Origin of the sequence: Citrobacter sp. Cs237, from assembly GCF_030332325.1 — a bacterium.
Lineage (GTDB): Bacteria > Pseudomonadota > Gammaproteobacteria > Enterobacterales > Enterobacteriaceae > Citrobacter_A > Citrobacter_A sedlakii.
The window spans coordinates 84660-99452 of sequence record NZ_JAOWIB010000032.1; the positions used below are offsets into that span (position 1 = coordinate 84660).

Sequence of the window (14793 nt, forward strand, 5' to 3'; positions counted from 1 at the left end):
ATTCACTTATTTCGTCCCAAAGATCTTATCACCGGCATCGCCAAGCCCCGGAATAATGTATCCGTGCTCGTTCAATCCCTGGTCGATCGACGCGGTGTACAGTTCCACGTCCGGGTGCGCTTTTTCCAGCGCGGCAATGCCTTCCGGCGCGGCAACCAGCACCAGCACCTTGATGCTGCTGCAACCGGCTTTTTTCAGCAGATCGATGGTGGCGATAACGGAACCACCGGTCGCCAGCATCGGATCAACGATCAGCGCCATACGCTCGTCGATGTTGGACACCAGCTTCTGGAAATAAGGAACCGGCTCCAGGGTTTCTTCGTTGCGGTACATCCCGACCACGCTAATACGCGCGCTTGGTACGTTTTCCAGTACCCCTTCCATCATCCCCAGACCTGCGCGCAGGATAGGCACGACGGTAATTTTTTTCCCTTTAATCTGGTCGACTTCAACCGGGCCATTCCAGCCTTCAATGGTCACCTTTTCGGTTTCCAGGCCCGCAGTCGCTTCGTAGGTCAGCAGACTGCCTACTTCCGAGGCGAGTTCACGAAAGCGTTTGGTGCTGATGTCGTTTTCACGCATCAGACCCAGCTTGTGTTTGACGAGTGGGTGTTTGACTTCCACGATCTTCATACTCTTCTCCTTTCCTCAGACGAGTGGCAACCACAAAAAAATCGCCGGATTATACCGCTTTTCCTCCTGGGCGCAACATAACGTATGCATGACCTGGATCAAGCAAAGTTATTTACCTTTGGCTGATGAGTATAAAACACGCCCCACATTCTGCGCGGGGCGGCGGGTCAAGTCGCTGAAATCAGAGCGTTTCACCGTTGCTTTTAATCACCTGCTGATACCAGGCGAAAGATTTTTTAGGCTGCCGGGCCAATGTGCCGCTCCCGTCATTATTTTTGTCGACGTAGATGAAGCCATAGCGTTTTTTCATTTCTCCCGTGCCAGCGGAAACCAGATCGATGCATCCCCATGGCGTGTACCCCATCAGATCCACGCCATCCTCCACCACCGCTTTTTTCATTTCGCGGATGTGCGCGGCCAGGTAGTCAATACGGTAACTGTCGTCCACCGATCCGTCAGGCTGCTGAACGTCAATGGCGCCGAAGCCGTTCTCAACGATAAACAGCGGCAGCTGATAGTGGTCCCAGAACCAGTTCAACGAATAGCGCAGGCCGACGGGATCGATCTGCCACCCCCAGTCCGACTTCTGCACGTAGGGGTTGGCGACCAAATGCTTCGTTTCGTCATAGTCAAGCTGTGGATTATCCTCCGTCGCTTTGGTGGTAAACGACATGTAATAGCTAAAGCCAATGTAATCAACGCAGCCCTCAGACAACGCGGCGCGATCGGCGTCGGTGATATCCAGCGCGAAGCCGCGGCGTTCGAAATAGTTAAGGATGTGCTGCGGGTATTTACCGCGTACGTGGACGTCGGTAAACCAGTAGCGGCGGTGCATGGCGTTCATCGCCATCATCATGTCGTCCGGCGCACAGGTCAGCGGGTATATGGGGCACATGGCGATCATGCAGCCGACCTGTAGCGCCGGGTTGATTTCGCGGGCGGCTTTCACCGCCAGCGCACTGGCGACCAACTCGTAGTGCGCCGCCTGGTACATTATCGGTTCGCGATCTTCGCCCGGCTGGTATTTCAACCCGGAGTTAGTAAACGGCGCGAAGTCTTCATGATAATTCGCCTGGTTGTTAATCTCGTTAAACGTCATCCAGTATTTCACTTTATGCTGATAGCGCGTAAACGCTACCTTCGCAAAGCGCACGAAAAAGTCGATGAGCTTACGGTTGCGCCAGCCGCCGTATTCCGTCACCAGATGGTACGGCATCTCGAAATGCGACAAGGTGATCACCGGTTCAATGCCGTATTTCAGACACTCGTCAAAGAGGTCGTCATAAAATTGCAACCCCGCTTCATTGGGCTGGGTTTCGTCTCCCTGCGGAAAAATACGTGTCCAGGCAATGGACGTGCGGAAACACCTGAAGCCCATTTCCGCGAACAGTTTTATGTCCTCTTTGTAGCGGTGGTAAAAGTCAATGGCGTGGTGATTGGGATAATTTTTGCCTGGCAGCACGCCGTCGGTGATTTCCCGCGCGACGCCGTGCGCGCCCGCGGTCATCACATCGGCCACGCTGATTCCCTTTCCGCCTTCCTGCCAGCCGCCCTCCAGTTGATGCGCCGCGACCGCCCCACCCCACATGAAATTCGCTTTAAATCCCGACATAGATCCCCTCGTTAATTCGCATTAGCAAAACAGAAACCGGTTTCAGTACGATACTGAGCAAACTTAGCGGCGCATTCAAGCAACGAAATGTACCCGGTTTCATTTTCGTGGCGCAGGTCATAAAAACGGCGCCGTACGAGAAATTCGCAGCAAAAATCAACACATAAAATCGGATGCAACGCAGGCTCGCAAACGTTTGCTTTCCCTGTTAGAATTGCGCCGAATTTTTCCTTTTACCGCAAGAAATAACGTGGGGAACCAGGCAGTGACCGATAAAACCTCTCTTAGCTACAAAGATGCCGGTGTTGATATTGACGCGGGCAATGCTCTGGTCGATCGAATCAAAGGCGTAGTGAAGAAAACCCGCCGCCCGGAAGTGATGGGGGGTCTGGGTGGCTTCGGTGCGCTGTGCGCGTTGCCGCAAAAATATCGTGAACCGGTACTGGTTTCCGGCACTGACGGCGTAGGGACCAAACTGCGTCTGGCAATGGATCTTAAGCGTCACGACACCATCGGGATTGACCTGGTGGCGATGTGCGTGAACGACCTGGTGGTTCAGGGCGCTGAGCCGCTGTTTTTCCTCGACTATTACGCTACCGGGAAACTGGATGTGGACACCGCAGCCAGCGTCATTCAGGGCATTGCGGAAGGTTGTCTGCAGTCCGGCTGCGCGCTGGTCGGAGGGGAAACCGCTGAAATGCCAGGGATGTACCACGGTGAAGACTATGACGTCGCGGGCTTCTGCGTCGGGGTGGTGGAAAAATCAGAAATCATCGACGGTTCTAAAGTTGCCGACGGCGATGTGCTGATTGCGCTGGGATCCAGCGGCCCGCACTCAAACGGCTACTCGCTGGTGCGCAAAATCGTTGAGGTTAGCGGCTGCGACCCGGAAACCACCGAGCTTGACGGTAAGCCGCTGGCCGATCATCTGCTTGCGCCGACCCGAATCTACGTGAAATCGATCCTGGCGCTGATCGAGAACGTCGACGTGCACGCCATCGCCCACCTCACCGGCGGCGGTTTCTGGGAAAATATTCCACGCGTCCTGCCGGACAACACTCAGGCGGTGATCGACGAATCTTCATGGCAGTGGCCTGCCGTGTTCAACTGGTTGCAAAACGCCGGTAATGTTAGCCAGCACGAAATGTACCGTACCTTTAACTGCGGCGTCGGTATGGTGATCGCCCTTCCGGCAAGCGAAGTGGACAATGCGCTGGCATTGCTGAAAGCAAAGGGTGAAAACGCGTGGAAAATCGGTATCATCAACGCTTCTGATTCCGAACAGCGTGTGGTTATTGAATAATGAATATTGTGGTGCTTATTTCCGGCAACGGAAGCAATTTGCAGGCGATCATTGATGCCTGCAAAGAGAAGAAAATCAACGGCACCCTTCGCGCAGTATTCAGCAACAAGGCCGATGCGTTCGGCCTTGAACGCGCCAGAAAAGCGAACATTCCTGTGCATACGCTGACGGCCGATCAGTTCGCCAGCCGTGAAGCGTTTGACCGGGAGCTGACCCTTGAGATCGACGCGTATGCGCCTGATGTGGTGGTGCTGGCCGGTTTTATGCGCATTCTTAGCCCAGCCTTTGTCGCTCATTATCACGGACGCCTGCTGAATATTCACCCTTCCCTGTTGCCCAAATATCCCGGCCTGCATACCCACCGCCAGGCGCTGGAAAATGGCGACGAGGAACACGGCACGTCGGTGCACTTTGTCACCGATGAGCTTGATGGCGGTCCGGTCATTTTACAGGCGAAAGTGCCCGTCTTTGAGGGAGACGACGAAGACGAAATCACCGCGCGCGTTCAGGCCCAGGAACATGCCATTTATCCCCTGGTTGTGAGCTGGTTCGTCGAAGGCCGTCTGAAGATGCATGACAACGCCGCGTGGCTGGATGGTCAACGTTTGCCGCCGCAGGGCTATGCGGCTGACGATTAATTCGGTCCCTTCACAGGCCAGAAGCGCCGTCTTCTGGCCCTGACGCGTCCGTTCGCCGGATAGCGGCAAAATACCCTCTCCGACCTACTTTTCTTCCCGCCTTTATGTTATCAAACAGTTTATTGTCATACTTTTCTGGCACAGTTGGACATCTGAGAGCATTGCTCGCCATAATGATCAGGTCGTGTCCCGTGAATCAAACGGAGTATAAGTATTAATGGGTCAGGAAAAGCTATACATCGAGAAAGAGCTGAGCTGGTTAGCGTTTAACGAACGCGTGCTCCAGGAAGCGGCGGATAAATCTAACCCGCTAATCGAAAGGATGCGTTTCTTAGGCATCTATTCCAATAACCTTGATGAGTTCTATAAAGTGCGTTTCGCCGAGTTGAAGCGCCGCATTATCATTAGCGAAGAACAGGGTTCAAATTCGCATTCTCGCCATCTGTTAGGCAAGATCCAGTCCCGCGTGTTAAAAGCCGATCAGGAATTTGATGGTCTTTATAACGAACTGTTGCTGGAGATGGCGCGCAACCAGATCTTCCTGATTAACGAACGCCAACTGTCAGTGAATCAGCAAAGCTGGCTGCGCCACTACTTTAAACAATACCTGCGCCAGCATATCACCCCCATTTTGATCAACCGCGAAACGGATCTCGTTCAGTTTCTGAAAGATGATTACACCTACCTCGCGGTGGAGATCATTCGTGGTGATTCGATACGCTACGCGCTGCTGGAAATTCCATCGGACAAAGTGCCACGCTTCGTCAACCTGCCGCCGGAAGCCCCGCGACGCCGCAAACCGATGATCCTGCTGGACAACATTCTGCGCTACTGCCTGGATGACATCTTCAAAGGCTTTTTTGATTACGACGCCCTGAACGCTTATTCGATGAAGATGACCCGCGACGCCGAATACGATCTGGTGCACGAGATGGAATCCAGCCTGATGGAGCTGATGTCCTCCAGCCTCAAACAGCGTTTGACCGCTGAACCGGTGCGTTTTGTTTATCAGCGCGACATGCCCAACGCGCTGGTCGAAGTGCTGCGGGAAAAACTGACCATCTCGCGTTATGACTCCATCGTGCCCGGAGGGCGTTACCACAACTTCAAAGATTTCATTAACTTCCCGAATGTCGGCAAAGCGAATCTGGTGAATAAACCGCTGCCGCGCCTGCGCCATATCTGGTTTGATAATGAGAAGTTTCGTAATGGCTTTGACGCCATCCGTGAACGCGATGTGCTGCTCTACTACCCATATCACACCTTTGAGCACGTTCTGGAGCTGTTGCGTCAGGCCTCCTTCGACCCGAGCGTACTGGCCATCAAAATTAACATCTATCGCGTGGCGAAAGATTCACGGATTATCGACTCGATGATCCATGCTGCCCACAACGGCAAAAAAGTCACGGTGGTGGTGGAGCTACAGGCGCGCTTTGATGAAGAAGCCAACATTCATTGGGCGAAGCGCCTGACGGAAGCGGGCGTACATGTGATCTTCTCCGCGCCGGGCTTAAAAATTCACGCCAAGCTGTTTCTTATTTCGCGTAAAGAAGGCGACGACGTGGTGCGCTACGCGCATATCGGCACCGGTAACTTCAACGAAAAAACCGCGCGCCTGTATACCGACTATTCGCTGCTGACCGCCGATGCGCGGATCACCAACGAAGTGCGCCGGGTGTTTAACTTTATTGAGAACCCGTACCGTCCGGTAACGTTTGATTATTTGCTGGTTTCGCCACAGAACTCGCGTCGCCTGCTGTATGAAATGATTGACCGTGAAATCGCCAACGCTCAGCAGGGACGCCCTTCCGGCATCACCCTGAAGCTGAATAATTTGGTCGACAAAGGGCTGGTTGACCGCCTGTATGCGGCGTCCAGTTCCGGCGTGACGGTAAATCTGCTGGTTCGCGGAATGTGTTCGCTGATTCCTTATCTTCCAGGCATCAGCGATAATATTCGCGTCATCAGCATTGTTGACCGCTATCTGGAACATGACCGTGTTTACATCTTTGAAAATGGCGGCAATAAGCAGGTGTATCTGTCCTCCGCGGACTGGATGACGCGTAATATCGACTACCGCATTGAGGTAGCGACGCCGCTGCTTGATCCACGCCTGAAGCAACGGGTACTGGATATTATTGACATCCTGTTCAGCGACACGGTAAAAGCCCGCTATATCGACAAAGAACTGAGTAATCGCTACGTGCCGCGCGGGAATCGCCGCAAAGTACAGGCGCAACTGGCGATTTATGACTACATCAAATCACTCGAGCAACCAGACTAACGCTATGCCAATACATGATAAGTCCCCACGACCGCAGGAGTTTGCGGCAGTCGACCTCGGCTCAAACAGTTTTCACATGGTCATTGCCCGCGTGGTGGATGGCGCAATGCAGATAATTGGCCGTCTGAAGCAGCGTGTCCATCTGGCTGACGGCCTCGGCCCGGATAACCGGCTGAGTGAAGAAGCCATGGAGCGCGGGCTAAGCTGTCTGTCGCTGTTTGCCGAACGTCTGCAGGGGTTTTCGCCCTCCAGCGTCTGTATTGTGGGGACGCACACGCTGCGTCAGGCGTTGAACGCCACTGACTTTCTCAAGCGTGCGGAAAAGGTTATCCCCTACCCTATTGAGATCATCTCCGGTAACGAAGAAGCGCGCCTGATTTTTATGGGCGTTGAGCACACGCAGCCCGAAAAGGGGCGTAAGCTGGTGATCGACATCGGCGGCGGCTCAACGGAACTGGTGATCGGCGAAAACTTCGAGCCAAAGCTGGTTGAAAGCCGTCGTATGGGGTGCGTCAGCTTTGCGCAGCTTTATTTTCCCGGCGGCGCGATCAACCCGGAAAACTTCCAGCGCGCCAGAATGGCGGCGGCGCAAAAGCTCGAAACCTTAACCTGGCAGTTTCGCATTCAGGGCTGGAACGTCGCGCTGGGCGCCTCCGGCACCATTAAAGCCGCACATGAAGTGCTGCTGGAGTTGGGGGAAAAAGACGGTTTTATTACCCCGGAACGTCTGGACCGTCTGGTGACAGAGATACTGCACTATCGCAATTTTGACGCCCTGAGCTTGCCGGGCTTATCCGAGGAGCGAAAAGCGGTGTTTGTGCCGGGTCTGGCGATTCTTTGCGGTGTCTTTGATGCGCTGGCCATCCGCGAGCTTCGCCTCTCCGACGGCGCGCTGCGTGAAGGCGTCCTGTACGAAATGGAAGGCCGCTTTCGCCACCAGGACGTCCGTAGCCGTACCGCCAGTAGCCTGGCGAATCAGTACAATATTGACAGCGATCAGGCCAGACGCGTACTGGATACCACCATACAGATGTACGATCAGTGGCAGGCGCAGCAGCCAAAACTGGCCCATCCGCAGTTGGAAGCGCTGCTGAGATGGGCCGCGATGCTGCACGAGGTAGGCCTGAATATCAATCACAGCGGCCTGCATCGCCATTCAGCGTATATTCTGCAAAACAGTGATTTACCCGGCTTTAATCAGGAGCAGCAAACCATGATGGCGACGCTGGTTCGCTATCACCGCAAAGCGATCAAGCTGGACGATCTGCCGCGCTTTACGCTGTTCAAGAAGAAGCAATACCTGCCGCTAATCCAGTTGCTGCGCCTTGGCGTTCTGCTGAACAATCAGCGCCAGGCCACGACTACGCCCCCGACGCTGACGCTCATCACGGACGACAGCCACTGGACGCTCCGTTTTCCTTATGACTGGTTCAGCCAGAACGCGCTGGTGCTGCTCGATCTGGAAAAAGAGCAGCAATACTGGGAAGCGGTCACCGGCTGGCGTCTGAAAATAGAGGAAGAACGTTCACCGGAAATCGCCGCCTGAAGACCGCTCAGGTGCCGGTAACCGGCACCTGCGCTTTCAGTATGTCCCTTAGCGGTTGGGGTTCGCCGATTAAATATCCCTGCATATAGTCAATACCCAACGAGGCGACCGCGCTGCGGATCTCCTCGCTTTCAACAAATTCCGCCACCACCTGCATTTTCTTCATGCGCGCCAGATGGCAGATAGAAGCCACAATCTGGTAGTCGAGGCTGTTCGATACCATATTGCGGATAAAACTCCCGTCAATTTTTAAAATGTTGGCGCTGATATTTTTCAGCCGGGCATAGCTGGCATAGCCGGTACCGAAATCGTCAATCGCAATTTGACAGCCCAGCTGTTGCAGATTATGCAGCGTTACCTGCGCCTGCTCGGCATTCAGCAGCGCGTAGCTTTCGGTGACTTCGAAGATCAACTGCCACGCCTCGATCTGGTATTTGCTCAGTAGCTTGCTGACTTCCAGTGAAAACTTCGCCCGACAAATTGACGGAGCCGAAAGATTCAGGGCAAAACGGCGCGCGGGCATCTCTGCACGATTATCGGCCATAAAGCGTAAGGTATGTTCGATGACCCAGAGATCGATTCGCGAGGCCAGACCGAACTCATGCGCAACGGGCAAAAATACCTCTGGCGAGATCAATCCACTGTCACTGTCTTTCAACCGCAGCAGGATCTCATGGTAGACATCGCCACGCAGGCCTTCGATAGGTTGCGCCATCAGGCAGAAGCGATCGTGTTCGAGCGCGTGCTGCAGGCGATTCATCATCGCCACTTTATCTTTCACATTGCGCTGCAAATTCACAGCTCCACGACGCTCCAGATTCTCCGGCGTGTTGGTCATAATCGACAGTTCAGCAATGGTACTAAGTTCGCCAAGCAGCAGATAAATATGGTTCACCGGAGACCGCACGTAGCAGTAGCTCATGCCCACCTGCGGCTGGAAGGTCATACCGTCCCAGATAAAGCGAAACCGTTTGATGTGCTCGTCCAGGAGATCAATACGCTGCTGGTGTGATTCGGTGTTTAAGCGCAGCAGCAGGTCCGGGCCAGACATTTGGTAGACGTTTTCATCCGGCGACAGCTTTTCATTTATCCAGTGTGAAAGCTGCTGCTTATACTGAATCCGCAGCATAATGCCATAATTCTTCACCAGCACTTCGAGCTCAGGAACATGCAGAAAACAGAGCGCGGACCATGGGGCATTTTTCAGGGCGCGATTGAGCGCGCGGAGATTGGGCAGATGAACAACGGGATCGAGGAAAGCCAGCCTGCGCGCGCGGCTGTTGACAACCCGCTGACGCGTGGCCAATACCGCCATGTAATTGACGATAAATGAAAAAACCAGAAAGCTCGACGACGTGATCGCCAGTTGGACATCATAACCAGAATAATAGGGGGTATAGCTCTGGTAATTATGAATCGCAATAATCAGCACGGGCGCCCAAAGCAGAGAGATGAAGCGATAGCCATAGCGCATCGCGCCCCAGAGCATAACCGGCAGTAATAATGACATTGTATAATTTGTGCTGAATATTGAGCTATTAACATTCAGGGGCATACATAACAAGGTCATTAATACAACGAGGATTAATAACCATAAGGCGACCTCTTTCTTCGAGGCTTTTGCATCAAACTGCAGTTTTAACTGGGAATAATAGCCGCGTAAATGAAGCGGGTTACGAATCACGCGAAGGAGAAAATAGAAAAACGGGACGCCAATTAAATTTCCGACCAGGATCCCCTGATAGTTAATTAATGCATTGATGTTAAACGGGGTGACGCCCATCAGATTCAGTCGGCTTTCATACATTCCGACAAACGCCGCAAACTGAAAAAGCACAAGAAACAGCGTAGCGGAGCAAAATACCTGCCAGAAAATTCGCTGGAACACCAGTCGCGGCTCGCCGTGTGAGACGCAATTCCGACGCGGATTAAAGACGCGATAGCCGCCCCAACTGAGGACGATAGCGATGAGGAAATGGGCGATTACCGGTAGCGTTTCAGCCAGCCCCACCTGCGGATATTTGCGTAAAAAGATGGCAAGAATAATTCCTGGTAATGCCGCCCAACTGAAAAAGTGCATCATGCTCATCATTAATGCTAACGGAAGATATAAAAGCACCACATCCCCGGAAGCCATATGCGCATAAGTATTGACGTGGCTCACTAATGGCAGCATTAAACACGGCAAAACCAGAGGAAGCCCCCACCACTTATCTCTGATTGCAATATAATTTTTATTCAGTCTCATAGATGCTCAGCAGAAACCCCGACTCCCGATGGGTTTTATCAGACAGGCATCCCCCCTGACCGCAAAAAGGCGATGAAAAGATCATCACGTGAGACAACGATTTTAGTTGCCAGCGGAAAGCAAATTTTGACATACATCAAATAATTTCACCGCCATTAATTAATTATTACCTTTATTCCGGCGTGTTATCATTTATATATTATTAATGTAAATAAGATTATTAACTTCCATAACAACCACCCATGAACAAGCTAACGCATTTTTACAACGTCATGAATTGACCATTGCGGCGCAGTATGCCTTAATGTGCTTATCGCCCGCAGGGGCATCTCTTAAGGAACCTTTTGTGAGTCAGGCTACCAGTATGCGAAAACGACATCGATTTAACAGTCGCATGACCCGTATCGTACTGCTTATCAGTTTTCTCTTCTTCTTTGGACGCTTTGTCTACTCTTCTATTGGCGCCTGGCATCATCATCAGGACAAAAAAGACGTTCAACAGTCCAGCCTCTCTGTCGAAACGCCCGCACAGCGTTAAGGTTTCTCAGCGCGATAAGATACCGACCACATGCCGCAGTATCGCTAACCGTTAATAGCAGCGGATGAGCATGCTCACGAGATTCGTATTATTGCCGTATAACACGCATCAGAATTATCAGGCCATGATCAGACGCGTAAACAGCCGCTGAACCGGCATCTGAACGGATAGTTCGGAAGGAAGAGCGCTGGCGTAAGTCCCGGTATTACCGCCAAACGCCTGCCGGACCCTCACATTTTACAACACCTCAACCACTTCAAATTCTTCTGCGATCAACTCCATATCTTCAGAAAAGTGACCTTCGCGGGTGAAAAATCGCTGATGCTCTTTCTGCCAGTATTGAAGGCTTAAATCGCCTTCCCCTTCTTTGCGAGCAAAAGCCTCAGTCACGTCACAAAAACGCACCAGTCGCATTGAAAGCAGCCTGGTCACGCAGATCGGGACATTCTGACCATCAAGGATAATATTATAGCTTCCAATTCTCGGGGCAGACTCTCCCTGCAGGTAAGAGGCAAACGATCCACAGGAAGCCGTTTTGATTCCTTTTTTAATCAGGTCCGCAAGCTCGCTGGCAAGTTTCGGGCTATCGCCCATTTGCCAGGCCTCTGCGCCTGGATATTTCGCTTTGAGTTCCTCAACCGCAACCATAAAAGCCCTTTTGAATTGTCGATGAAAAGAAACGTTATACCGGTTTCATCATAAGCTGTCCCGTCAATAACAATGATGTCTTTCTTCAAATATTGTGGCCCATTTTTCGCGCTAAGCAGTCATTGTAAATGCGAATAGATAAAAATAAAAAACCCTCTGTAAAAACAGAGGGTTGAATTAATATTCGAACAGAAATGATTAGCTATAAGTTAGCGGTTCATCATTCCCACTCAATGGTAGCGGGGGGCTTACCGCTGATGTCATACACCACGCGGGAAATGCCGTTCACTTCATTGATGATGCGGTTAGACACGCGGCCTAAGAAGTCATACGGCAGGTGCGCCCAGTGCGCGGTCATAAAGTCGATGGTTTCAACCGCACGCAGAGAGACAACCCAGTCGTATTTACGACCGTCGCCCATCACGCCAACCGAACGAACCGGCAGGAACACGGTGAACGCCTGGCTTACCTTGTTGTACAGGTCAGCTTTGTGCAGTTCCTCGATGAAGATCGCGTCCGCACGACGCAGCAGATCGCAATACTCTTTCTTCACTTCGCCCAGCACGCGCACGCCCAGACCTGGCCCCGGGAACGGGTGACGGTAAAGCATGTCGTACGGCAGACCCAGCTCCAGACCAATCTTGCGTACTTCGTCTTTGAACAGCTCTTTCAGCGGTTCAACCAGACCCATCTTCATCTCTTTTGGCAGACCGCCGACGTTATGGTGAGATTTGATGACGTGCGCCTTACCGGTTGCTGAAGCAGCAGACTCGATGACGTCCGGGTAGATAGTGCCCTGAGCAAGCCATTTCACCTCTTCCAGCTTCAGCGCTTCTTCGTCGAACACCTCCACGAAAACGCGGCCAATGATCTTACGTTTTGCTTCCGGATCGTTTTCACCCGCCAGCGCGCTGAGGAAGCGGTCTTCCGCCGGAACATGAACGATGTTCAGACCGAAATGGTCGCCGAACATATCCATCACCTGCTGCGCTTCATTCAGACGCAGCAAACCGTTATCGACAAAGACGCAGGTCAGGTTTTTGCCGATCGCACGGTGCAGCAGCATCGCGGTGACGGAGGAGTCAACCCCACCGGACAGACCGAGGATCACTTTGTCATCACCGACCTGCTGACGGATACGCTCAACCGCGTCGTCGATGATTTTTGCCGGCGTCCACAGCGCTTCACACTGGCAGATATCGCGCACGAAGCGCTCCAGCATACGCATCCCTTGACGGGTGTGCGTCACTTCCGGGTGGAACTGCACGCCGTAGAAACGTTTTTCCTCATTCGCCATGATGGCGAACGGGCAGCTTTCGGTGCTGGCAACGGTCACAAAGTCAGACGGGATAGCGGTGACTTTATCGCCGTGGCTCATCCAGACGTCGAGCAGCGGCTTGCCGTCGGCGGTCAAGGAGTCTTCGATACCACGCACCAGCGCGCTGTCGCTAACCACTTCAACCTGGGCGTAGCCAAACTCGCGCTCGCTGGAGCCTTCTACATGACCGCCCAGCTGCATCGCCATGGTCTGCATGCCGTAGCAAACGCCAAATACCGGTACGCCCGCTTCAAAAACGTACTGCGGCGCGCGCGGACTGTTTTCTTCGGTGGTGCTTTCAGGGCCGCCGGAAAGAATGATACCGCTAGGATTAAACTCGCGAATCTGTGCTTCAGTTACATCCCAAGCCCACAGTTCGCAGTACACGCCGAGTTCACGTACGCGACGCGCAACCAACTGAGTGTACTGCGATCCGAAATCAAGGATGAGAATGCGATGCTTGTGAATATTGTCTGTCATTGACGCTAATTCCGAGGCAAATGAAACCAAAAAAAGCGCCCGTCAGGGCGCGTAAACTTATCAGGAGCCCAGACGGTAGTTCGGGGACTCTTTGGTGATGGTCACGTCATGAACGTGACTTTCCTGAATACCCGCACCGCTGATACGGACGAATTCCGCCTTAGTACGCAATGCGTCAATAGTACCACAGCCCGTCAGTCCCATACAGGAGCGCAGGCCGCCCATCTGCTGGTGAATGATCTCTTTCAGACGGCCTTTATAGGCAACGCGGCCTTCGATACCTTCCGGCACCAGTTTGTCGGCGGCGTTATCGCTCTGGAAGTAACGGTCAGAAGAGCCTTTAGACATTGCGCCCAGCGAGCCCATTCCGCGGTAGGATTTATAAGAACGGCCCTGGTACAGTTCAATTTCGCCCGGAGATTCCTCGGTACCGGCCAGCATAGAGCCGACCATCACCGCGCTTGCGCCTGCGGCAATGGCTTTCGCGATATCGCCAGAGAAACGGATACCGCCGTCGGCGATAACCGGAATGCCGGTGCCTTCCAGCGCTTCTACAGCGTCAGATACGGCGGTGATCTGCGGAACCCCCACGCCGGTTACGATACGGGTGGTGCAGATAGAGCCTGGGCCAATCCCCACTTTCACCGCGCTTACGCCAGCGTCAGCGAGGGCGCGCGCGCCTGCGCCAGTCGCCACGTTGCCGCCGATGATTTGCAGATCCGGGTACTTCGCGCGGGTTTCGCGGATACGCTGCAGTACGCCTTCGGAGTGGCCATGAGAGGAGTCGATCAACAGGACGTCAACACCCGCAGCAACCAGCGCATCAACGCGTTCTTCGTTGCCCGCCCCCGCGCCAACCGCTGCGCCGACGCGCAGGCGACCGTGCTCGTCTTTACAGGAATTCGGTTTACGTTCTGCTTTCTGGAAATCTTTAACGGTGATCATGCCGAGCAGGTGGAAGCTGTCATCAACAACCAGCGCTTTCTCGACGCGCTTTTCGTGCATTTTTGCCAGCACGACATCACGCGCTTCACCTTCACGCACGGTAACCAGACGCTCTTTCGGGGTCATATAGACGCTCACCGGCTGGCTCAGGTCCGTCACAAAACGCACGTCGCGGCCCGTAATGATGCCGACCAGTTCGTTGTCTTCGGTCACAACCGGGTAGCCTGCGAAACCATTGCGTTCGGTCAGTTCTTTAACTTCGCGCAGGGTGGTCGTGGGCAGAACGGTCTGCGGGTCGGTAACCACGCCAGATTCATGTTTCTTCACGCGACGGACTTCTTCCGCCTGGCGCTCGATAGACATGTTTTTGTGGATAAAACCAATGCCGCCTTCCTGAGCCAGAGCGATTGCAAGGCGCGCTTCAGTCACGGTATCCATTGCTGCGGAGAGCATAGGAATGTTCAGACGAATGGTTTTCGTCAACTGCGTGCTGAGATCGGCAGTATTCGGCAGAACGGTGGAGTGAGCGGGAACGAGGAGGACGTCGTCAAACGTCAAAGCTTCTTTAGCGATACGTAGCATGGGCAATATCTCTGACCT

Annotated in this window: 11 protein-coding genes; 5 read left to right on the forward strand and 6 right to left on the reverse strand. The window is 53.3% G+C overall.

What is annotated here, in order from left to right; all coding sequences use genetic code 11:
• Positions 1–6: 6 nt before the first annotated feature.
• Complete coding sequence (gene upp, locus OGY07_RS00760) at positions 7–633, reverse strand: uracil phosphoribosyltransferase (protein ID WP_003037929.1); 627 nt, start codon at positions 631–633, stop codon at positions 7–9.
• Positions 634–814: 181 nt separating this feature from the next.
• Positions 815–2245, reverse strand: coding sequence for a 6-phospho-beta-glucosidase (locus OGY07_RS00765; protein WP_286598087.1), 1431 nt, complete (start codon positions 2243–2245; stop codon positions 815–817).
• Between the two features lie 265 nt (positions 2246–2510).
• On the opposite strand from OGY07_RS00765, the gene purM reads away from it, so the two are divergent.
• The 4 genes from purM to ppx all read left to right on the forward strand — a co-directional run bounded on the left by purM (position 2511) and on the right by ppx (position 8016).
• Positions 2511–3548, forward strand: a complete 1038-nt coding sequence (purM, locus tag OGY07_RS00770; RefSeq protein ID WP_060570601.1) for a phosphoribosylformylglycinamidine cyclo-ligase — start codon at positions 2511–2513, stop codon at positions 3546–3548.
• Positions 3548–4186: a phosphoribosylglycinamide formyltransferase gene (gene purN / locus OGY07_RS00775; protein WP_042290932.1), complete on the forward strand. Its 639-nt coding sequence runs from the start codon at positions 3548–3550 to the stop codon at positions 4184–4186. Before purM ends, purN begins: the two co-directional genes overlap by 1 nt.
• 217 nt (positions 4187–4403) lie before the next feature.
• Positions 4404–6470, forward strand: coding sequence for a polyphosphate kinase 1 (gene ppk1 / locus OGY07_RS00780; protein ID WP_042290933.1), 2067 nt, complete (start codon positions 4404–4406; stop codon positions 6468–6470).
• A gap of 4 nt (positions 6471–6474) precedes the next feature.
• Positions 6475–8016, forward strand: coding sequence for an exopolyphosphatase (ppx, locus tag OGY07_RS00785; protein ID WP_286598092.1), 1542 nt, complete (start codon positions 6475–6477; stop codon positions 8014–8016).
• Positions 8017–8023: 7 nt separating this feature from the next.
• Here ppx and OGY07_RS00790 read toward each other — a convergent pair whose 3' ends face one another.
• Positions 8024–10264 (reverse strand): bifunctional diguanylate cyclase/phosphodiesterase, encoded by a 2241-nt coding sequence (locus OGY07_RS00790; protein WP_286598094.1) that lies wholly within the window; start codon positions 10262–10264, stop codon positions 8024–8026.
• A 346-nt stretch (positions 10265–10610) separates the two neighbouring features.
• On the opposite strand from OGY07_RS00790, the gene OGY07_RS00795 reads away from it, so the two are divergent.
• Positions 10611–10802 (forward strand): YfgG family protein, encoded by a 192-nt coding sequence (locus tag OGY07_RS00795; RefSeq protein ID WP_042290938.1) that lies wholly within the window; start codon positions 10611–10613, stop codon positions 10800–10802.
• Positions 10803–11039: 237 nt separating this feature from the next.
• Here OGY07_RS00795 and OGY07_RS00800 read toward each other — a convergent pair whose 3' ends face one another.
• The 3 genes from OGY07_RS00800 to guaB form a co-directional block, all read right to left on the reverse strand.
• Positions 11040–11450 (reverse strand): ASCH domain-containing protein, encoded by a 411-nt coding sequence (locus OGY07_RS00800; RefSeq protein WP_042290940.1) that lies wholly within the window; start codon positions 11448–11450, stop codon positions 11040–11042.
• Positions 11451–11670: 220 nt separating this feature from the next.
• A complete protein-coding gene (gene guaA / locus OGY07_RS00805) occupies positions 11671–13248 on the reverse strand; it encodes a glutamine-hydrolyzing GMP synthase (RefSeq protein WP_042291366.1) in 1578 nt (525 codons plus the stop codon).
• 60 nt (positions 13249–13308) lie between these two features.
• A complete protein-coding gene (gene guaB, locus OGY07_RS00810; protein ID WP_042291368.1) occupies positions 13309–14775 on the reverse strand; it encodes an IMP dehydrogenase in 1467 nt (488 codons plus the stop codon).
• Positions 14776–14793 lie beyond the last annotated feature (18 nt).

Excerpts from the sequence above, each read along its gene's own strand:
- purN (WP_042290932.1), top strand. The coding sequence starts at position 3,548 with ATGAATATTGTGGTGCTTATTTCCGGCAACGGAAGCAATTTGCAGGCG.
- OGY07_RS00765 (WP_286598087.1), bottom strand. The coding sequence starts at position 2,245 with ATGTCGGGATTTAAAGCGAATTTCATGTGGGGTGGGGCGGTCGCGGCG.
- OGY07_RS00800 (WP_042290940.1), bottom strand. The coding sequence starts at position 11,450 with ATGGTTGCGGTTGAGGAACTCAAAGCGAAATATCCAGGCGCAGAGGCC.
- guaB (WP_042291368.1), bottom strand. The coding sequence starts at position 14,775 with ATGCTACGTATCGCTAAAGAAGCTTTGACGTTTGACGACGTCCTCCTC.
- guaA (WP_042291366.1), bottom strand. The coding sequence starts at position 13,248 with ATGACAGACAATATTCACAAGCATCGCATTCTCATCCTTGATTTCGGA.
- ppk1 (WP_042290933.1), top strand. The coding sequence starts at position 4,404 with ATGGGTCAGGAAAAGCTATACATCGAGAAAGAGCTGAGCTGGTTAGCG.
- ppx (WP_286598092.1), top strand. The coding sequence starts at position 6,475 with ATGCCAATACATGATAAGTCCCCACGACCGCAGGAGTTTGCGGCAGTC.
- OGY07_RS00790 (WP_286598094.1), bottom strand. The coding sequence starts at position 10,264 with ATGAGACTGAATAAAAATTATATTGCAATCAGAGATAAGTGGTGGGGG.
- upp (WP_003037929.1), bottom strand. The coding sequence starts at position 633 with ATGAAGATCGTGGAAGTCAAACACCCACTCGTCAAACACAAGCTGGGT.